The organism is Arenibacter algicola, from assembly GCF_018860365.1.
Lineage (GTDB): Bacteria > Bacteroidota > Bacteroidia > Flavobacteriales > Flavobacteriaceae > Arenibacter > Arenibacter algicola_B.
This window is the reverse complement of sequence record NZ_JAHKPO010000003.1, coordinates 204,638-226,007: the sequence shown is the minus strand read 5'-3', so window position 1 is coordinate 226,007 and position 21,370 is coordinate 204,638. Positions and strand designations below refer to the sequence as shown.

At 40.1% G+C, this 21,370-nt stretch carries 15 protein-coding genes; 13 read left to right on the top strand and 2 right to left on the bottom strand.

Annotation, left to right across the window (positions count from 1 at the left end; translation table 11 throughout):
• Window positions 1-44: 44 nt before the first annotated feature.
• The 6 genes from KO529_RS02900 (at window position 45) to KO529_RS02875 (ending at window position 9,817) form a co-directional block, all read left to right on the top strand.
• Complete coding sequence (locus KO529_RS02900) at window positions 45-1,580, top strand: phytoene desaturase family protein (RefSeq protein ID WP_215946420.1); 1,536 nt, start codon at window positions 45-47, stop codon at window positions 1,578-1,580.
• Between the two features lies 1 nt (window position 1,581).
• Window positions 1,582-2,454 carry a cupin-like domain-containing protein gene (locus tag KO529_RS02895; protein WP_215946419.1) on the top strand — a complete coding sequence of 291 codons (873 nt, stop codon included), beginning with the start codon at window positions 1,582-1,584 and terminating at the stop codon, window positions 2,452-2,454.
• A gap of 14 nt (window positions 2,455-2,468) precedes the next feature.
• Window positions 2,469-4,139: a C45 family autoproteolytic acyltransferase/hydolase gene (locus KO529_RS02890; RefSeq protein ID WP_215946418.1), complete on the top strand. Its 1,671-nt coding sequence runs from the start codon at window positions 2,469-2,471 to the stop codon at window positions 4,137-4,139.
• Complete coding sequence (locus tag KO529_RS02885; RefSeq protein WP_215946417.1) at window positions 4,139-5,428, top strand: phenylacetate--CoA ligase family protein; 1,290 nt, start codon at window positions 4,139-4,141, stop codon at window positions 5,426-5,428. The genes KO529_RS02890 and KO529_RS02885 overlap by 1 nt, the downstream gene beginning before the upstream one ends.
• Before the next feature lie 221 nt (window positions 5,429-5,649).
• Complete coding sequence (locus tag KO529_RS02880) at window positions 5,650-8,556, top strand: PEP/pyruvate-binding domain-containing protein (RefSeq protein ID WP_215946416.1); 2,907 nt, start codon at window positions 5,650-5,652, stop codon at window positions 8,554-8,556.
• A 1-nt stretch (window position 8,557) separates the two neighbouring features.
• The gene (locus tag KO529_RS02875; RefSeq protein WP_215946415.1) at window positions 8,558-9,817 is read left to right on the top strand and encodes a serine hydrolase; all 1,260 of its coding nucleotides are present in this window, start codon (window positions 8,558-8,560) and stop codon (window positions 9,815-9,817) included.
• Here the strand turns inward: KO529_RS02875 and KO529_RS02870 are convergent.
• Window positions 9,807-12,662: an Npt1/Npt2 family nucleotide transporter gene (locus KO529_RS02870; protein WP_252734288.1), complete on the bottom strand. Its 2,856-nt coding sequence runs from the start codon at window positions 12,660-12,662 to the stop codon at window positions 9,807-9,809. The genes KO529_RS02875 and KO529_RS02870 overlap by 11 nt on opposite strands.
• 126 nt (window positions 12,663-12,788) lie before the next feature.
• Entirely contained in the window at window positions 12,789-13,733 is a 945-nt protein-coding gene (locus KO529_RS02865) for a serine hydrolase (RefSeq protein WP_252734287.1), read from the bottom strand.
• A 368-nt stretch (window positions 13,734-14,101) separates the two neighbouring features.
• Between KO529_RS02865 and udk the strand changes: the two genes are divergently transcribed.
• The 7 genes from udk to KO529_RS02830 all read left to right on the top strand — a co-directional run bounded on the left by udk (window position 14,102) and on the right by KO529_RS02830 (window position 21,370).
• Window positions 14,102-14,710, top strand: a complete 609-nt coding sequence (gene udk, locus KO529_RS02860) for a uridine kinase (RefSeq protein ID WP_215946414.1) — start codon at window positions 14,102-14,104, stop codon at window positions 14,708-14,710.
• A gap of 6 nt (window positions 14,711-14,716) precedes the next feature.
• A complete protein-coding gene (locus KO529_RS02855) occupies window positions 14,717-15,049 on the top strand; it encodes an FtsB family cell division protein (protein ID WP_215946413.1) in 333 nt (110 codons plus the stop codon).
• Entirely contained in the window at window positions 15,042-16,424 is a 1,383-nt protein-coding gene (locus KO529_RS02850; protein WP_215946412.1) for a methylmalonyl-CoA mutase subunit beta, read from the top strand. The genes KO529_RS02855 and KO529_RS02850 overlap by 8 nt, the downstream gene beginning before the upstream one ends.
• Window positions 16,425-16,501: 77 nt before the next feature.
• Complete coding sequence (scpA, locus tag KO529_RS02845; protein WP_215946411.1) at window positions 16,502-18,676, top strand: methylmalonyl-CoA mutase; 2,175 nt, start codon at window positions 16,502-16,504, stop codon at window positions 18,674-18,676.
• A 354-nt stretch (window positions 18,677-19,030) separates the two neighbouring features.
• Complete coding sequence (locus KO529_RS02840) at window positions 19,031-19,804, top strand: ParA family protein (RefSeq protein ID WP_215946410.1); 774 nt, start codon at window positions 19,031-19,033, stop codon at window positions 19,802-19,804.
• On the top strand, window positions 19,804-20,730 hold the full coding sequence (locus KO529_RS02835) for a ParB/RepB/Spo0J family partition protein (RefSeq protein ID WP_215946409.1): 927 nt from the start codon (window positions 19,804-19,806) through the stop codon (window positions 20,728-20,730). Before KO529_RS02840 ends, KO529_RS02835 begins: the two co-directional genes overlap by 1 nt.
• On the top strand, window positions 20,723-21,370 hold the full coding sequence (locus KO529_RS02830) for a DUF5683 domain-containing protein (protein ID WP_354667764.1): 648 nt from the start codon (window positions 20,723-20,725) through the stop codon (window positions 21,368-21,370). Before KO529_RS02835 ends, KO529_RS02830 begins: the two co-directional genes overlap by 8 nt.

Genomic DNA, 21,370 nt, shown 5'->3' with positions numbered 1-21,370 from the left:
CAAGTATTGAACATTGGTTTTGAAAATCGTAAAGAATACCATTTATGAAAGAACATTACGACATTGTAATTGTTGGAAGCGGATTAGGGGGATTGGTTTCTGCCCTAATAATGGCCAAAGAAGGTTATAGTGTCTGTGTCTTGGAAAAAAACAATCAATTTGGAGGCAACCTACAAACCTTTGTCCGGGACAAAACCATCTTTGATACAGGGGTGCATTATATTGGCGGACTTTCGGAAGGACAAAACCTGAACCAATATTTTAAGTATCTGGGTATAATGGACCAATTGAAGCTTAAAAAATTGGATGAAGACGGTTTTGATGTAATCACGTTTGAAGGGGACCCAAAGGAGTACAAACACGCCCAAGGCTATGAGCGTTTTGAAAAAAGTCTACTGAGCCAATTTCCGGAAGAGGAAAAGGCGATAAAAACATACAGTAAAAAATTAAGGGAAACTTGTTCCAAGTTCCCCCTTTACAATTTGAACAAGGGCAATCCTTCCTATGGACAAGATGAGGTTTTTAAGCTGAATGCCAAAACCTATATCAATTCCCTTACCAACAATAAGAAATTACAAGCCGTGTTTGCGGGGACCAATTTTCTCTATGCCGGCGACGGGGAACGTTCCCCTTTTTATGTACATGCCCTTTCCGTAAATTCCTATATAGAAAGTGCCTACAGATGTGTTAACGGGGGAAGTCAGATAACCAAAGTACTTATTAGACAATTAAAGAAATTTGGGGGCGACACCTTCAAACATCATGAGGTTTCCAAATTTAATGTCGAAAATGGTGAAATCACTTCGGTGGAAACAAAAAATGGAAAGCAGATAAACGGTGATATATTCATTTCGAATATAGAACCCAAGCTTACTTTAAAAATGGTCGGTGAGGAAAATTTTAGAAAATCCTACACCAACAGAATAAATAACATTGAAAGTGTTATTTCGGCCTTTAGCGTTTACATTGTCCTAAAACCCAAATCCTTTAAATATCACAATAAGAATTTTTATCATTTTAAATATGGAGATCGTGTTTGGGATGCACAGAATTATACTCAGGAAAGTTGGCCAGAGGGGTATATGGTCTCTATGGGTATTAATAAAAAGGATGATGGATGGGGAGATAGTTTAATAGCTATGACCTATATGAATTTTGATGAGGTTAAGTACTGGGAGAACACTTTTAATACAGTTGCCTCCAAAAATGATAGAGGACAAACATATGAAGAGTTCAAAGCATACAAAACAGAAATTTTTATTGCTGAATTGGAAAAAAAATTCCCCAACCTAAGAGATTGCATTCAAACCGTATATGCCTCCACCCCATTGTCCTACAGGGATTATATAGGGTCCCATAATGGATCTATGTACGGTTATGTTAAAGACGTAAACAATCCCCTACACTCATTTGTTTCTCCCAGAACAAAAATCAAAAACCTGCTATTTACGGGCCAAAGTTTAAATATGCACGGAATCTTGGGAGTGACCATTGGTGCAATTATTACCTGTTCCGAGTTAGTAGGAAAGGATTATTTATTGGAAAAAATTTTGGAAGTCAATAAAGCTCAAGAAGTTTAATATGGGACAGATTAAAACAATTCCTATTACAAGGGTCAGTTCTATTAGCAAAGAGGATTTTATTAATCAGTATTACAAAACCCAACGCCCAGTTTTAATTGAAAACCTCACCTCGGATTGGCCTGCACGCAAGAAATGGAATATAGATTACATACAGAAAAAGGCGGGCGACCAAGTGGTTCCACTGTACAACAATGAACCTACCAAAGGGAAACAAAACTCCGCTGCCCCGGTTACGGAAATGAAACTATACGACTACCTTGAAATCCTTAAAACCAAACCAACGGACCTTCGTATTTTTTTCTATAATATCCTGGATAAAATGCCAGAACTAATTAAGGATATTAGTTACCCGGATATTGGATTAAAATTTTTTAAACGTCTGCCTGTCATGTTTTTTGGGGGTGAAGGTTCTGTAGTACTGCCCCATTATGACATGGATTTATCAGACCTACTTCATTTTCATTTTCACGGACACAAAAGTGTGCTTTTATTCCCACCCGAACAGACGAAATACCTGTACAAGGTTCCCTTTTCCGTACATAATTTAGAATCCATAAATATGGATGATCCCGATTTTGATCGCTATCCCGCCTTAAAAAAAGCAGAAGGATTATATGTAGAAATGAAACATGGGGAAGCCCTCTACATGCCCAGTGGATACTGGCACTATATTAAATATCTGGATGGGGGGTTTTCCATTACCTTAAGGGCCCTGCCAAAACATCCTGTATTGTTGTCCAAAATGTTTGGAAATCTATTTTTTATGAGACCTTTTGAGAATACCATGAGGAAAATTTGGGGTCAGAAGTGGGTAGACTTTAAAGAAAAAAGGATGCTGGTTAAAACCAATAATAGGTTTGGAAAAGAATAAATTAAACAATTAGGATGTACCGGATAAAATGGATTGTATGTGTTGTTGTTTTGCTTGGACTTTTTGGTTCTTGTGGAGTTTCAAAATCCCTGAAGGATAGGCCTAATTTAAGTAACTACAACCATCAAATTCCAGAAATAACAAAAACCTCTGATACTTCCTATGTTTATTCCAATAACTCCCTGGCCAAAAACAAACAAGGGCTTTGGGAACTTTATGTATCAGGAGACCCATTGCAAAGGGGTTTAATAACCGGAGCCCTTACGGAAGACCTGTTTCAAAAACAGGAAGCAATATTTTTATCCAAGGTAGAGGAATTGGTCCCTTCCAAAACCAAAAGATATTTCCTGAGAAAATTCCTGGCCTGGTACAATAGAAAAATGTACAAAAACATTCCCGAGGAAATTAAAGCAGAAATTTGGGGGCTTTCCCGTTACGCGTCCCAAAACTTTAACGACATAGCAGATCCATATTCAAGGGTACTTTACCTTCATGGCGCCCACGATATAGGGCATGCTCTTCAAGATCTGGCCCTTGTTGGCTGTTCTTCCTTTGCCGTCTGGGGCAATAAATCCGAAGACGGAAGTTTGATAATTGGCAGGAATTTTGACTTTTACGCCGGGGATGATTTTGCCAAAAACAAAATAATTTCCTTCCTGGACCCTACAGAGGGCCACAAATTTATGTCCGTGACCTGGGCTGGAATGACGGGAGTGGTCTCTGGAATGAACGAGCATGGATTAACGGTTACCATCAATGCAGGAAAATCCAAAATTCCCTTGGTGGCAAAAACGCCCATCAGTATCCTTACCAGAGAAATTTTACAGTATGCATCTACTTTGGAGGAGGCCGTTACCATCGCAAAAAAACGACAGGTTTTTGTATCCGAATCTATTCTGGTTGGCAGTGCCAAGGATAAAAAGGCGATCGTAATCGAAGTCTCTCCCGATAATTTTGGGGTATATGAAATTCCCAATTCCAATGAATTGATCTGCTCCAATCACTTTCAAAGTAATGCCTATGCCGAAGACAAAAACAACCAAAAACACATTTTTGAAAGTCATTCCAAATACAGATATGAGCGTATGGAAGAACTTTTGGGAGATCATAATAAAATAACCCCAACGATTGCAGTGGACATACTTAGAAATAAGCAAGGTCTCGAGGATAACGACATTGGTTACGGCAATGAAAAGGCGTTAAACCAATTATTGGCACATCACGGCATTGTTTTTAAGCCAGAGCAGCGATTGGTTTGGGTTTCTTCAAATCCGTACCAATTAGGAGAATTTGTGGCCTATGATCTAAACAAAATTTTCAAGGACAGTTTAAATCATAGCATTGGATCAACGCTTTCCATCCCTAGTAAAAATATTGAAAAGGATAGTTTTCTTTATACCCAAGCCTATCACAACTATGAAAAGTACCGTGTAGAAATTCATCAAATAAAACAAGCCGTTGCAGATAATAAGCACTTGAATCCCGAATTTCTTGAGGAATTTAAAAGATTGAATCCCGAATTTTGGGAAACGCATTATTGGCTAGGCCTTTACAACTACAATAGAAAATATTATAGAGCAGCCTTAAACAACTTTATAGAAGCAAGCACAAAAGAAATTACCACAGTTCCCGAGAAAGCTGTGGTACATTCGTATATTCGAAGACTAAAACGTAAATTAAAATAATGATCCCTGAAATCGAAAAAGCATCGGCAGAGGCAATTCAACAGTTACAAGAACAGCGTTTAAGGGAGATTATAGAATATACTACCCAAAACTCTGCCTATTATAAAAGAATTTTCAAGGAAAATAATCTACAGGCCAGTGATATAAAGACCTTGGACGACCTAACCAAACTCCCCACAACCTCCAAAGAGGATCTACAACAATATAATGATGATTTCTTATGCGTAGATAGGAAAAAGATAATAGATTACGTAACTACCTCCGGTACCTTGGGTGAACCTGTAACCTTTGCCCTTACAGATAATGACCTTGATCGTTTGGCATATAACGAGGCCATCTCCTTTGACTGTGCCGGTGTTACCGCAGACGATATTTTACAATTAACGACCACTATAGATAGACGGTTTATGGCCGGTTTGGCCTATTTTCTGGGAGCCCGAAAACTGGGTGCTGGAATTATAAGGGTTGGTGCCGGAATTCCTGAACTTCAATGGGATTCCATCCTTAAGTTTAAACCAACTTACCTTATTGTGGTTCCGTCTTTTTTATTAAAACTCATAGAATACGCCCATCAACATGGAATAGACCCCAATAAAGCCGGGATAAAAGGGGCTATTTGCATAGGGGAATCACTGCGGAACGAAGATTTTTCATTGAACACCCTCGCTGCCAAAATAAAGAAGGATTGGAACATTCCCCTTTATTCCACCTATGCCTCCACAGAAATGAGTACGGCCTTTACCGAATGTGCCGCAAGGCAAGGCGGTCACCATCACCCCGAATTGATCATCATCGAAATTCTGGACGATGAGGAAAAACAAGTTGAAGATGGAATGCCGGGAGAACTTACCATTACTACTTTGGGTGTTGAAGGTATGCCACTGCTGAGATTTAAAACCGGTGATATTGTCCAGGCACATACCTCCAAATGTTCCTGTGGAAGAAATACCCCGCGCTTAGGCCCTGTTATTGGTAGGAAGAAACAAATGATAAAATACAAGGGCACTACCCTATATCCTCCGGCCATGTACAACGTACTTAACTATTTTAATGAAATAGACGCCTTTGTAATCGAAATTGACCATAACGACATAGGTACCGATGAAATATGTATTAAAATAGCTACTTCCAACCCTACAAATGACTTATTGCAGACCATCAAGGATCACTTTAGGGCAAAACTAAGGGTACTCCCTAAAATTGAATTCCACGATGTTAAAACCCTTCAGGAATTGCGATTTCCCAAAATGAGCAGAAAACCCGTTATTGTGATAGACCACCGACTCTAAACTGATACTTGGACACAGTAACCCCAAAAAATTCATTTGTAAATCTTCCTTCAATTGCTTACATTCTAAAGCCATACAGGCTATATTGCCAGGGCAATTACCATTTCCCGCCTTTATAGCAAGGTTTTTATGATTATGCCATCGAAACTAGGCTTAAATATATATTTGCATTAAAATTGGTATTACATTTGATTACACTTTGGAACTACCATTACAACCCTATGAAAAAACATCTATTTATATATATCCTAATATTTTTCTTTCCATTAATAAGTCCTGGACAAAAATTAAGCAATCAGGAAATAAAGGATTTGATCAACTCTTACAAAAAGGATATCCGCGGACCTTACAAAGAAATTCGCTGGTTCTGTACGGATGGAAGCATACGCCAACCCAAAGATCCTTGTCCCGATAATATTGGTCCTGGAGTACAGCATGCTACCTATAAAAGCTCTGTTATAGATTTAGGAAAGAGCAACCACCTCTTTTTGGGTCAAATTTTGTCCTACACCTCCAAAGAGGAATTATGGGACGCCGAAAACAATCATTCCCGTCTTAAACAGTACCAATTGGACAAATATTTAAGAACTGTTGATAATGGCTGGATCCTTGAAAGGGGGCAGTACTATCGTGGGGCTACACAGGCAGAGGACGAAGAGGCCTGGGGTGTAGATTTTTATAAATGGCTGTTATCCAACACCGAAAATTTAACCAAAAACTTTTACCTCATTAGACAGTCCTTAAAGGATATTCCACATAATGGCGATGACAATCTGGCCCAAAAAATAAGGAGCGATTCTAAGGTAATATCGGACATGGTCCCAGAATTCATGGATTTAAGGGTTAAAATCCATAGTCAGCCAGATGCCGGGGATATTAATAAAGTAAAGGACTTTAAGTCTAAAAACAGTAACAAACTGACCAACGAGGCAAAAGCAAAAATAGATGCCTTGGTGTCTACCATGGCCAATTTCTACAAACCGGTTGATATTGCTCAAATACAAAAAAATACACCTCTTGTACAGGATAGCCCTATAGGGGTTTCCATAAAAGCCTTTGCGGCCAGTTACAGTGGAGAAACAAATGCAGCAGTGCTTATTCCCGCTACGGCCGAATTGCTTTTGGAGATAAGGCAGGCCGTCCTAAAGGAGGAAAATGCAACCGCCCGTCTTCAGCTATTGGACGCCTCCCTAAAGTTGGAAGAAGTAATATTTAAAAATTCTCCCCAATGGCAGCCGGAAGATCTAAACGGCTTGTTGGACAAGGTTTGCTATTTAGGAATGGCGAATGCCGGTGCAGGATATATAGAGCTGGCAGAATGGGAACAACTTAATCTGTCGTTAAAGGGATCCAACAGCAATGCCATGTCCCTTGGTCAACTTACCACAGTATTGGAAAATGCACGCAGGGAAGTGGAATGGAGCTCTTCCATGGTAAAGGCCAACTATCAGGAGATCGTGGACATTTATACCGGTTTTGAACCTAAGGCATATGGATTTATAGATGATAAAATTCGAGGTTCCATTGCCCTCTATTTAGGCCAAACCGTGGGAGAGCTAGGCGATATCATCGCCCAGGAATCTGCCTTGACCAATAAGGTCATGGACATAGACAATCAAAGTGGCCTGCGGGGTCTAAATCCTGGTTATGCCCTTGGCGAATTGGTTGTAACCGGTGGCTCCCCTGATGAAATAGAGGTATCCTCCGACAAGATTTATATTTTTCAGCGCCCCCCGTCCGATCTTAAACCGGTTGCAGGTATTGCGACGGTATCCGAAGGAAATATGGTGTCTCACGTACAATTGCTGGCACGGAATATGGGCATCCCCAATGCTGCCCTAGGCGATGAAAATCTTAAAAGTCTTCAAAAATATAATGGGGAAAAAGTATTCTATGCGGTGTCCAACAAGGGCAACGTTATTATGAAGTTGGAAAAAGACATGTCCGAGGAGGAACGCAATTTATTTATTAAGATAGAACGTAAAGAAGAAAGAATTGAAGTGCCAATAGAAAATATACGTTTGGACGAAAATGCCATATTAAATTTAAGGGCAGTGGACGCCGAAGATTCAGGAAAACTTTGTGGTCCAAAGGCGGCCAATTTGGGACAGTTAAAAAAAATGTTCCCGGATATGGTGGTCGAAGGTCTGGTGATTCCCTTCGGAATCTTTAGGGACCATATGGACCAACGTATGCCCGATCAGCAGGGCAGCTATTGGGAATTTTTAAATTCCACCTTCAAGGAGGCAGAGACTATGCGCGCCCAAGGTATTGCGGAAGGCGAGGTAGAAAACTACCAATTGAGGCAATTGGAAATCTTAAGGGAGGCCATAAAGAAAATGCCAATGAAACCCCAATTCATTACACAATTGGAAAAAGGGTTCAAAGATGTACTAGGGAAGGAAATTGGCGAAATCCCGGTTTTTCTAAGAAGTGACACCAACATGGAAGATTTGAAGAATTTCACAGGGGCCGGATTAAACCTCACTATATTCAATGTTGCCGCCAAGGAAAAAATTATATCAGGAATTAAGGATGTTTGGGCTTCCCCCTATTCCGAACGCAGTTTTAAGTGGCGTCAAAAGTACCTCCTAAACCCCGAAAATGTATTCCCCTCCATTTTGGTAATCCCCAGTGTGGATGTGGATTATTCCGGGGTATTGATCACCAAGGGCATCAGTTCCGGCAATCCGGCTGATCTTACCATTGCCTTTAGCAGGGGTGCCGGCGGCGCTGTAGATGGCCAATCGGCAGAAACTTATCTGGTTAAGGATATTGGTGGCATTCAACTTTTGGCACCCGCCAGGGAAATGTACCACAATCGACTTCCGGCTGCTGGGGGAACAGAAAAAAGAATGTCCACCTTTGAGAATTTCATCCTAAACCAAAAAAACATTGATGAAATAAGGGCATTTGCCAAAACAATTCGTGAAACTATGGCTACCGAAACCAAATCGGATTACGAAGGGGCCTATGATGTGGAATTGGGATTCCAAAACAACAAGTTGTGGCTGTTTCAAATACGCCCTTTTGTAGAGAATAAAAAAGCCTTGAGTTCCAATTATTTGGAATCTATTACGCCAAAAATCGATTTGGACAAAAGCATTCCCCTTTCTAAAAAAATATAAGATGCGAAAGAATATTAAATATATTGTTTTATTACTAATATGTTCGGCCTTTACCACCATGAGCTATTACCCCATTGATGGTTATTTGCATACAGGGATTAAACGGCTGAAGTATCTGGAGCTCGTTAAAAGCGGGGAACTTAAGTCGACCACTGTTATCCCTCCAGGGGCACAAAAGTCCTACATGGATATTGAACTGAACCTAATATCAAAAAAAGAGGACAGCACTAGCGCCTTCCTAAGTGTGGATGAGCAATTCCAAAAGGACATCAACGCTCTTTTTAGAGGGTTGGACAAGAGTTACTCCATAGCCGTATTGGATATTTCGGATATTGACAGTGTTAGATATGCCAAGCGAAACGAAACCGCTGGTTATCAACCTGGAAGTGTAGGCAAGCTGGCCGTAATGGCAGCTTTGTTTACCCAATTGAAAAATATATATCCGGATTCCTTTGAAAAGCGTTTGGAGCTTTTACGATCCAAATCCGTGAAATCGGGCGTTTGGGGATTGACAGATGAACACACTGTTCCCATTTTCAATCTGGAAACGAATAAATTGCTTAAAAGGCAAGTTATAGCCAGTGATGTTTTTACCTTGTTTGAATGGGCAGACCATATGCTATCCGTTAGTAACAACGGAGCAGCGAGTATTGTATGGCGGGAAGCCTTATTGATGGCCGCCTTCGGAGAATCCTACCCCACCTTGACCCAGGAGGAAGCGGATACCTACTTCACCACAACCCCAAAAAAAGAATTGACAGATTTGGCCAATGACGTGGTAAACCTGCCCCTACGGGAACTGGGAATTACAACAGACGAATGGCGCTTAGGGAGCTTTTTTACTTCAGGTCCCAACCGCTATGTAGGCGATAAAGGGGGCAGTATAGGGTCTCCCTTAGGACTGATGAAATTCTTGATACAGTTGGAGCAGGGCAAGGTGGTGGATGAAGCCTCCAGCTTGGAAATGAAGCGACTTATGTATATGACGGACCGAAGGATAAGATATGCACAATCCCCGGCCCTGAAGCCGGCTGCCGTTTATTTTAAATCGGGGAGTTTGTATAAATGTGATAGAAGTACAGGTGAAGCCTGTGGAAAATATATGGGCAATGTTACCAACTATATGAATTCTGTGGCCATTGTAGAACATCCGGACAATTGCAAATATATGGTGGTACTTATGACCAATGTACTGCGAAAGAATTCCGCAACGGACCACATGACCTTGGCCAGCAGTATCGACAAAATTATTAAACGCTAAATTTTTTAAAGTTACTCAAGATTTCGGCCGCCTTTGTTCTGGCCTTCTCATTGGAATCCTCCAAAACCATTTCCAAAAGGGGGGTAAATTTGGGATCCTTTGTTTTCTCAATTAAGTAAAGTACCGCCAGTTTCAGCTTAATATCCTTTCGTTTTAATAGGGCCAAATAACTTTCGGATTCACTAAGGACCTTTACGTTCAGATTTTTTAGATTTTCTTCGGAAATAACACCAACTTGTATAATGGATTCGGCAACAGGAATCAATTCCTTTTTGAGTTGAATGTCCAGAATATTATCCAAAAATTCAATGGCATGTATACGTTGCTCCTCCTGACCTTTAAGTATGGCATTTAAGATAGGATCCACATCCTGGGGCGGGTATTTTACCCCCAAAAATTGAAAAATTCGTTTTAATTGCCTGTCCAGCCTCAGTTCCAGCAAATGGATTAGGCCATTTCTGGCTTCATTTTCCTCCTTGGTCTCCAGTTTCTCGGGGTTCTTTTTATACTGCAGTACTATTTGGGTATGGATTACGGACAGGGTACTTTGGTACAGGTGACACTCGTCCAAGATCTTATCCACAATAAACTGATCCCTAATTTTAAGGTGGGGATACTTCCACTTGAGGTGTTTTAAGGCTTCAATAGCTTCAATTTTCACCGTATGTTCCATATCCTCTGTAAGTTTCATCAAGATATTGATGGCCTTTTGCGAATCGAACTTTCCAATAACCATAACCACGTAGGCGCTATCGTCCGGGTCAATGTTTTCACTTCTTAATCCCTCAAACAAAATATCAATAATGGGCTCCCCATAAAAGTAGAGGGCCTCCATTGCCGATTTTCTGGTATCCTTACCGGATAGCCTGGAAACAATTAGATCTATAAACTGTTTGTCCAATGTTTTTGATGCCGCCAAAATAGCCGTATTTGTAATTAGAACATTATCGGAATATATATGTGTCTTTATTACAGGGTAAAAGGTTTCAACCTTGGCATTCCCAATGGTTTCAAGAATTGCAAGTATCTTATTGGCCCTTTCCTGCTCTGTATTGGTTTGCGATAATTGGGCAAGGGAATTATCAATTCTTTGTTCCAAACTAAATCGGTCCTGCATTACCCTATTATTTCGCAATTCCATGGACAAGCCAATCAGGGTCGCATTAGCAATGGTATTGTCCTCTACCGATAAATACTTGTCCAAAAGTTCCACAGGGTTTTGTTGATAGCGCTTCAACAAATACCGAAAGGCAGAGGTGGTCACTTGTTGATCCTTATCATAGATCATGGGCTCTACAGCTGGACATAAATTTTCCGTATTCAAAAAATAGAGATTTTCGATGGCCAATGCCCTCACCTTGGCAGACGGATTGTTCAACAGGCCTTTAATGGCAAAAAAGAAACGCTCATCCTTTACTTCCAATGTTTTGTTCAACATATGCAATATCTGATTCTCGTTCCCTGTTTCAAATACCCTGATTACCGTTTCTATAATGGATGTGACCTTTATTTCCGATTTGGTGGCCTTCTCTTTTCTTGTGGGGTTATTTTCCAACAAGCTCTTAAAGGAAATTATATATTCATTCCTCAAATGATATATAAAGTACAACCAGATCAAAATTAGCCCTATAATAATTATACTAATGTAGGTAGATGATATATCCAGTCCATTAATAAAAAAGATCAGAATAAAACCCGCCATCCCTGTAGCTATGCTGTCTACCACCACATCCGTAAATGTCTTGGTCTTCTTTTTAATCTCTATGGGGATAGGTATGGAAAGTAATTCCGTGGCTGCCTTATTAACCGATTGCTTTAAACTTCCGTCCACAATTTTAATAAATACCACCACCCAAAGTTGCGGCACTATCAATAACAAAAAAGATCCCAACAATATGCCCGAAGGCAACCATAATAAGGATTTACCAACACCAAAAGTACCTACTATACGTTTGGTAAGGAACAACTGAATCAAAAGTGAAATAACGCTCAAGGTAGAAAACCAAAATCCAAAAAAGGATGTTAATTCATCCTGATCTTTAATGAACCTAGAGGCGTAATCACTATACTGGTAATCTACCAATTTGGCCACCAAAACGCTTATTCCGATGACTACCGCAATTAGGCTAAGTAATTTGGATTGTTTTATCAACCTAAAAGGGGACTCGGCTTTGGGATTGGAGCGACTGGAAACTTGAAAAGGGTTGAGTTTCAACACTTCGTTCTTCCAGATATAACGGGTAATGGGCAAACAGCACATTAAGAGAGTTGCAGCAACAAACAATAAATCCTCAGTGTTAAGAATAGTGGTCAATAAAGAGGTTAAGTACCCCCCAAATATTCCCCCGCCAATGGCACCGGCACCAATAAACCCAAATACGCGTTTGGCTTCCCTAACATTATAGACCAGATTTGCCATTACCCAAAATTGAGAAGCGGTCAACAACCCAAAAATAGCCACCCAGACGTAGGGTATATACAATGCAAATCCATACCCAAGGTTAAAATTTAAGGCTACTCCAAATATTACCAAAGAAATAACAGATCCGATCAAGGTGCGATCCACAATAATATTCAAAGGATACTTTTCTAAGGCCCTGTCGTAAAAAAACGAGCCCAATACGGCCATTATAGCAGTTAAAACATAGCCCAATGGCAGTGCATCCGAAGAAAGTTCAGAAAGAAAAAGTGAGTTTATAGTAGGTTTTACTATCAATAAAACCGTTATAATGAGGAATATATTTAATTGAAGTAGAAGTGTTTTGGTGAGTTCCTCCTCTTTTAAATCAAATGCCTTTAGTATGTAGGTTTGGAACGTTTTAATAAATGAAATAAGGTAGTTCAATTTTCATACGTTTTAGTAATATCCAACAGCACTCCTATCAAAAACCAATCCATAGAAGATTAGGGCCAAAATTAATTCATTGGCAAACATTATACGAATAAACAAAAGTAAATATACTAAATGGACCTAGTTAACGGCAAAATGTACCCGCTCTGCCTTCAGCACCTTTTCTACAGGCCTTACCAAGTCCCTAATGATTTGCTCACCTCCTGCATCATCTATCAAGGCGACCAAAATATATCGGCGATTGGGATTATTTCCCCAAACCAAAATAGAATCGGAATGAAAAGTTCTCCAAGAGCCCGACTTTCTATATAATCTGGCATCGGGAGCAATATTATCCAAGGTATTTACAAATTTATGATGTAATTCGGGATCTCCCATGATATCCAACATTTGTTTGGACCTACCCTTATTCACCAATTTACCATTGGCCAATAGATAATAATACCTACATACTTGGTTCACTGTGGCAGCATGAGACAAATTCTTTAAGGGTTCCCTATTCGTATCCCCACCACTTCCATATCTTTTACCAACCCATAATCCGCCGCCCCGACTTTCATCATAGAACATATATTTTGGATCGGTCATAACGGACTGTATTTTATTATATCCCAAACGATCGATCATACGGGTAGTTGCTTCATTGTTGGATTTGCTGATCATAGATCGCATATCCTTCTTTATTTCCGGAGTTTCCTTTAGCTCCCCTTTTTCAATGGCATCCATAGAGGATAAGAGCACCGCTATTTTTGGCAAACTGGCAGCATACATCATATAATCACCATTTATACTAGCGTATTTTGCATTTTCAGGATTTGACAGGTCTACGATCCCAACAGCCATCTTGTTGTTGTTCATTAATGATTTCCAATTAGGGTTGGACATGAGCTCCTTTTCCAAACTTTTTTGTAAGTCGCTATTTACCAAACTGGGAAGGGGCCTTATTTTGGCATCGTCTATACTAATGGGTAAGTCCTTTTGCGCCAAAGCGAAACTAGAACAAAAAACAACACATAATATTCCAATAATACGTGCCTGCAATTGAGAATAAGTTTTACCCATCATATAAATACTATAATACTGTTTGTTAAGAAAAAAATACGAATCCTAGAAAAAGAACTACCCAAAAAAAACAATCAAATATATTTCATATTTGTGTTGGGTATTTGTTAATTTTTTAAACTTCAAAAAATTAAATTACACCCAAAGAATATAACGCTAAATTTATCATTATCTGATTTTTATCTGTTAAATTAATCACAGAATATCAAAAAATTATCCCAATAGTCTAAAGAAAAAATATTGACATCACTAGCACTTCCAATACTTACGTTGGAGGTGGATAAAAAGTTTACGTGCATATGGGCAAGCCATCTATTTTAATCATTACGGTTTGCTTGCAAATTGTTATTTTTGGAACAAATTAGAAATACATGTTGGTTATTGGGATTGCCGGTGGAACAGGTTGTGGAAAAACTACGGTTGTAAATCAAATTATAAATGAATTGCCGTATGAGGAAGTTGGGGTTATTTCCCAAGATTCCTATTATTGCGATCTTTCCCATTTATCTTATGACGAGCGTACACAGGTAAATTTTGACCATCCCCGTGCCATAGATTTTGAATTGTTGGGCAACCACTTGCAAGATTTGAAGAAGGGTATCCCTATTCACCAACCCGTTTATTCTTTTGTTAAACACAACCGCACCAACGATACCATTCTAACCCATCCAAGAAAGGTGATGATCGTAGAGGGTATCCTTATCATGACAAATCCCCAGATCAGGGAGATGTTCGACATTAAAATCTTTGTACATGCCGATTCGGACGAAAGATTGATTAGGCGTTTAAAAAGGGACATCACCGAACGTGGCAGGGATTTGGATGAAGTTTTAACTCGTTATCAAAATACGCTAAAGCCTATGCACAATCAGTTTATTGAGCCTACCAAGGAATATGCGGACATTATAATTCCAAACAATAAGTACAATACCGTGGCGATAGACATTGTAAGGACCATAATCAACGAAAAGTTAAGTTAATCACCAATGGGAATAAAAGGGATAAGAAAGAAAAAATGGTTTGGGGTGGTCACCAATATGTATGTATTGGTATTGACGGTTTTTGTGGTTTGGATGGTTTTTTTTGACACCAACTCCCTTCTCATACATTGGGAGCTTAAAAAACAAATAAACAATCTGGAAAAGCAGAAAGAATTTCTGCATGAAGAGATAGCCAAGGATAAAAAAATTATAGAGAAGCTATCGGACCCCGAGGAATTGGAAAAATTTGCGAGGGAACAATACTATCTAAAAAAGAAAAATGAAGAAATTTATTTAATTGAATATGAGGATAGTGTAAAAACCAAGGAAGATGAGTAACTCCGAACTCTTTAGCGATTTTCATGAGATTTCTTCCAAGGCTTGGAAGCAAAAGATCCAGTACGAGTTGCAAGGTGAGGATTACAACAATAAATTGGTTTGGGAATCTCCCGAAGGCATTAAGGTAAAACCGTTCTACAACTCCGAAGACCTAAAGTCGCTCGAGATATCCGTTTTACCAAGAGATAATGGCTGGAACATTGCACAGGGCATATACGCTGGGAATGCCCAAATGGCCAACAAAAAAGCCTTGGATGCCATAAGTAGGGGCGCTGAATGCATCTATTTAACCATACCTTCCACGGAAATAAATATTCATGAACTTCTTAATGAAATAGACCTCGGCCAAACCTTTATCCATTTTAACCTTCAATTTCTATCCTTCACTTTTGTTGAAACGCTTTTGGCGGCTACCGTAAACCATCATCATAAGATCTTTACCAACATCGACATTATTGGTCATTTGGCCAGAAATGGAAACTGGCAATACAACCTTGATCAAGATCACAAAATATTAGGGGAAATTCTAAATTTAAATCACGACCAAACCCTGGGAGTGGATGTGACACTCTATGGTAATGCCGGAGCCAATATGGTACAGCAATTGGCTTATGCCCTTTCACATGCCAATGAATACCTGAATCACTTAAACGACCACCATAAGGACAAACTAAAAAGTGCATTTATAACCTTTAAAGTCCCGGTTGGGAGCAACTATTTCTTTGAAATAGCAAAGTTGAGGGCCCTACGGATTTTGTTCGCGACCCTTGCAAGTGAATATGGAGCTTTGGAGCATTGCCATATTATAGCGACGCCCACTCTAAGAAATAAAACCTTGTACGATTACAATACTAATATGCTGCGCTCTGCAACGGAATGTATGTCGGCCATTTTAGGGGAAGCCGACACGATATTGAATACGCCATATGACGCCATTTACCATAAGGACAATGAATTTGCGGAGCGAATGGCCAGAAATCAACTGTTGATCTTAAAAAATGAAAGTTATTTGGACAAGGCGAACAATGCGGCCGACGGGGCCTATTATATTGAGTCCGTAACACAACAACTCTCGTCCAAAGCATTGGAATTATTTAAACAAATTGAAGCAGGTGGTGGATTTCTTGTACAATTGAAGGAACATCTAATTCAGAAAAAAATAAAGGAAAGCGCCACCAAAGAACAAGAAAGTTTTAACAGTCGCGATAAAATCCTCGTAGGCACCAATAAATATGCATCCAGATTGGATAAAATGAAGGAGGAATTGGAATTATACCCCTTTGTAAAAACCAATACCCGCAAAACTTTGATAGAACCAATATTAGAAAAAAGATTGGCCGAAGAATGGGAACAGGAGCGATTGAAAACTGAATAAAGCTGTTAAGACTATTTTCAAAGGACTATTTTATTTCCAAACAGACAAGTATAGATTAGGACAAGACGAACAAAAACATGGCAAGAAAAAATCTTCAACATATTCAACTGAAGTCCGTTCCAGAAAAGAATATTCTGGATCAAGACTCCGTTTTGCCATATGAGACCGCGGAAGGAATAATACTGAAAAAAAATTATACCAAGGAAGACATTGAGGGTATGGAACATTTAAATTTCGCCGCGGGCATACCTCCTTTTCTCCGCGGACCCTATTCCACCATGTATGTCAGTAGACCTTGGACTATAAGGCAGTATGCAGGATTCTCAACAGCAGAGGAAAGCAATGCATTTTACAGACGAAATCTTAAGGCTGGTCAAAAAGGATTATCCGTAGCTTTTGATCTACCAACCCATAGAGGATATGATAGTGATCACCCCCGAGTGGTGGGCGATGTTGGTAAAGCCGGCGTTGCCATTGATTCCGTGGAGGATATGAAAATTTTATTCCAGGATATTCCATTGAATGAGATGTCTGTTTCCATGACCATGAACGGAGCAGTGTTGCCTATTATGGCTTTTTATATCGTAGCTGCAGAGGAACAGGGAGTTTTACCAAAAGATCTCTCGGGAACCATACAGAACGACATTCTTAAGGAATTTATGGTAAGGAACACCTACATCTACCCTCCTGCCCCATCTATGCAGATCGTTGCCGATATTTTTGAATATTCCAGTAAGTTCATGCCCCAATTCAATAGCATAAGTATATCCGGTTATCACATGCACGAGGCCGGGGCCACTGCCGACATTGAATTGGCCTATACCTTGGCCGATGGCCTGGAATATATCAGAACCGGCTTAAAAGCAGGATTGAGTATTGATGATTTTGCCCCAAGATTATCCTTCTTTTGGGGTGTTGGGATGAATCATTTTATGGAAATTGCCAAAATGAGGGCCGGCAGAATGCTCTGGGCCAAATTGGTAAAACAATTTAATCCAAAAAATGAGAAGTCGCTCACCCTAAGGACCCATTGCCAAACCAGCGGATGGAGCCTTACCGAACAAGACCCGTTCAACAATATCACCAGAACGACCATTGAGGCGGCCGCAGCAGTTTTTGGCGGCACACAGAGCCTACATACCAATGCCTTGGATGAGGCCATAGCCCTCCCGACGGATTTTTCTGCGCGTATTGCCAGAAACACTCAATTATATTTGCAAAAGGAGACCGAAATCACTAACACTGTAGACCCTTGGGCCGGAAGTTATTATGTAGAGAAATTAACGGACGAAATTGTACAAAAGGCATGGACCCTTATAGAAGAAGTGGAAGAATTGGGGGGAATGACCAAGGCAATCGACGCTGGAATTCCAAAATTGAGGATAGAAGAAGCCGCCGCAAAAAAACAAGCCCGTATAGATAGCGGTAGGGATATCATTGTTGGTGTTAACAAATACTTGTCCAAAACAGAAGATGTCCTTCAAATATTGGAGGTGGATAATGCCGAGGTCAGAAAACAGCAATTGGCACGTTTAGAAATGGTCAAGGCTAATAGAAATGAACATGAAGTGCAACTATCACTTTTGGCACTTACCAATGTTGCAAAAGAAAGAATGAAGCCCAATTCATCCAAAACTACCAACATAAATGCTCTGGAAGAGGAAAATTTACTAGCTTTAGCTATAAAGGCCGCCAGGGCAAGAGCTACACTGGGTGAGATCAGCACAGCTTTGGAAAATGCCTTTGGGAGGCACAAGGCAATTATAAATTCGTTTACCGGGGTGTATTCAAAAGAATTAAAAGGGGATGACAGCTTTGGCAAAGCTAGGGAAATGGCCGACAGTTTTGCCGAGCAGGAAGGCCGTAGGCCTAGAATAATGATTGCCAAAATGGGGCAGGACGGTCACGACCGTGGTGCTAAAGTTGTGGCAACGGGATATGCCGATCTGGGTTTTGATGTGGATATTGGCCCCTTGTTCCAGACTCCAGCGGAAGCGGCAAAACAAGCCGTGGAAAACGACGTCCATGTTCTGGGAATCTCTTCCTTGGCCGGCGGCCATAAGACCCTCGTACCACAGGTACTACAGGAATTAAAAGCCTATGGGCGAGACGATATTATGGTAATTGTGGGCGGGGTAATACCCAAACAGGATTACGACTTTTTGTATGAAGCAGGTGCCGCGGCAATTTTTGGTCCGGGCACAAAAATAAGCGATACGGCCATCGAAATTTTGAAAATCCTAAGCACATAATATCTGTAGTCCTTGAACGGACAAAATGGGTTTAAACTTCAAAGTTAAGCTTGGACCACAATTAGGAAATAAGCTCAAGAGTTGGGTTATTCCACCAATGTCCCTGCCTTTTTGGGGCCTAGTTCTACAATTTTCCTACTAGGTGACCCACGATTTTAATTATTGGGTCCCATTAATAAGTTGTGTATAAGTGATTCGTGAAAAAACAATAAACCTCTAATAGCCTGACAACAAATCCCATACAACTTTAACGTACTTTAACTTCAAAGACTACAGTTATTCACCCAGTGTTAACAAAATACATTTTATTACAACTTAAATAATCGTATTTTTACCCCCTAACTTACTATGATAATGGGCAAAATAATTGCTATTGCTAATCAAAAGGGTGGTGTAGGAAAAACTACTACTTCGGTAAATTTAGCCGCCTCTTTGGGTGTATTGGAAAAAAAAGTATTACTAATAGACGCTGACCCCCAAGCTAATGCAACTTCCGGACTAGGATTGGATGTGGATAGTATTGAATTGGGAACCTACCAACTATTGGAACACACCAAAACAGCCGAAGAAACCATCGTTAAGACCTCCTCCCCAAATGTAGATCTTATCCCGGCACATATAGATCTTGTGGCCATCGAAATTGAATTGGTAGACAAGGACGACAGGGAATATATGATGAAAAATGCCATTCGCCATCTTAAGGACAAGTACGATTATATTCTTATAGATTGTGCGCCATCCCTAGGTCTTTTAACATTAAACGCCCTTACTGCGGCCGATTCTGTTATGATTCCTATACAATGTGAATATTTTGCATTGGAAGGATTGGGCAAATTATTGAACACTATTAAAAGTGTTCAAAAAATACACAATCCTGAATTGGATATAGAAGGTATGGTACTTACCATGTACGATTCCAGATTAAGGCTTTCCAACCAAGTAGTGGAAGAGGTAAAAAAGCACTTTTCCGAAATGGTCTTCGATACCATAATTCAAAGAAATGTAAGGTTGAGCGAAGCCCCTAGTTATGGGGAAAGCATTATTAAATATGATGCCAGTAGCAAAGGAGCTGCCAATTATTTAAATTTGGCAAATGAAGTAGTTGTGAAAAACAAGGAGACAGTATAATGGCGAAAGCAATAAAAAAACAAGCGTTGGGCCGCGGATTATCAGCCCTATTGAAAGACCCGGAAAACGATATTCAGTCGGCCACCGACAAGAATGCCGATAAGGTTGTGGGCAATATTGTGGAATTGGATATGGACTCCATAGATGTGAATCCATTTCAGCCCCGTTCCAATTTCAATGATGAAGCACTGCAGGAATTGGCCTCTTCCATCAAAGAATTGGGAGTAATACAGCCAATAACGGTAAGAAAGCTGGATTTCAACAAATATCAATTAGTTTCAGGGGAACGTAGGTACAGGGCATCCAAATTAATTGGACTGGAAACCATACCCGCCTATATCCGTATTGCCAACGACCAGGAATCCCTGGAAATGGCCTTGGTTGAAAACATTCAACGACAGGATTTAGATCCCATTGAAATTGCACTATCCTACCAAAGATTGATCGATGAAATACAATTGACCCAGGAAAAGATGAGCGAAAGGGTTGGCAAAAAACGCTCTACGATTACCAACTATTTGCGCTTGTTACGATTGGATCCCATTATACAAACCGGTATACGTGACGGTTTTGTTAGCATGGGCCATGGACGGGCATTGGTCAATGTGGAAAAAAAACAGGACCAAATTGCCCTTTACGAAAAAATTGTAGGCGAAAATCTATCGGTGAGGGATACGGAAAAAGCTGTAAAGGATTATCAGGAAGGCAACACCAACTTAGCACCGGTAGTGGCCCCATCTGGCAAAGATTCAAAGAAAGCAGCCATAAGCCCAGATTTTATTAGCAAAAATCTTGGTACGTTCTCGGATTATTTATCCGTAAAAGTAGACATTAAGGCCTCTGAAAAAGGTAAAGGCAAAATCACCATCCCCTTTCACTCCAAGGAAGAATTCAATCGGTTAAAAAAATTGATTACGGGTGAGTAAATATCTTGTATCACTGGCTATATATTTTCTTTTTATCACCTTTGGACTAGGGCAGGAGGAAGAAAACAATACCCAGGTATCCGATTCTATTACAACCTCTCTTAAAAAAGAGGGGATTACCGTGGTCGACACCCTTAAAGTCAAAAAAAAAGCCATTAATCCTTTGGCACCAAGTAAGGCTGCCTTCTACTCCGCTGTGTTCCCCGGACTTGGCCAAATATATAACAAACGTTATTGGAAAGCCCCCATTGTTTATGCCATTATTGGTGGTGGAATATATGGCTATATATACAACGACGACCTCTATGACCGTTTTAGAACGGCATTCAAACGCCGCCAGGCCGGTTTTACGGATGATGAATTTTATGATCTGGGAACACCCAATGCCCCTGGGGCAGATCCTGATTTTTCGGAAGCAGCGTTGGAAAGTGCACAGGAAAGATATCAGGAAGACCGGGATTTATGGCTTCTTGTCACCATTGGGATGTACGCCCTGAATATTGTGGATGCCAATGTGGATTCGCATTTAAAACAATTTAACGTGGATGATGACCTTAGTATGGATTTTAAACCATTTTTGGACATGGACGCTATTACCGCCAAACCAGTTTATGGTATGGCATTAACCATTAAGTTTTAA

Coding starts and splice junctions, on each gene's coding strand:
- KO529_RS02855 (WP_215946413.1), top strand. CDS start 14,717: ATGGGAATAAAAGGGATAAGAAAGAAAAAATGGTTTGGGGTGGTCACC.
- KO529_RS02850 (WP_215946412.1), top strand. CDS start 15,042: ATGAGTAACTCCGAACTCTTTAGCGATTTTCATGAGATTTCTTCCAAG.
- KO529_RS02880 (WP_215946416.1), top strand. CDS start 5,650: ATGAAAAAACATCTATTTATATATATCCTAATATTTTTCTTTCCATTA.
- KO529_RS02875 (WP_215946415.1), top strand. CDS start 8,558: ATGCGAAAGAATATTAAATATATTGTTTTATTACTAATATGTTCGGCC.
- KO529_RS02900 (WP_215946420.1), top strand. CDS start 45: ATGAAAGAACATTACGACATTGTAATTGTTGGAAGCGGATTAGGGGGA.
- KO529_RS02840 (WP_215946410.1), top strand. CDS start 19,031: ATGGGCAAAATAATTGCTATTGCTAATCAAAAGGGTGGTGTAGGAAAA.
- KO529_RS02865 (WP_252734287.1), bottom strand. CDS start 13,733: ATGATGGGTAAAACTTATTCTCAATTGCAGGCACGTATTATTGGAATA.
- udk (WP_215946414.1), top strand. CDS start 14,102: ATGTTGGTTATTGGGATTGCCGGTGGAACAGGTTGTGGAAAAACTACG.
- KO529_RS02835 (WP_215946409.1), top strand. CDS start 19,804: ATGGCGAAAGCAATAAAAAAACAAGCGTTGGGCCGCGGATTATCAGCC.
- KO529_RS02885 (WP_215946417.1), top strand. CDS start 4,139: ATGATCCCTGAAATCGAAAAAGCATCGGCAGAGGCAATTCAACAGTTA.
- KO529_RS02890 (WP_215946418.1), top strand. CDS start 2,469: ATGTACCGGATAAAATGGATTGTATGTGTTGTTGTTTTGCTTGGACTT.
- KO529_RS02895 (WP_215946419.1), top strand. CDS start 1,582: ATGGGACAGATTAAAACAATTCCTATTACAAGGGTCAGTTCTATTAGC.
- scpA (WP_215946411.1), top strand. CDS start 16,502: ATGGCAAGAAAAAATCTTCAACATATTCAACTGAAGTCCGTTCCAGAA.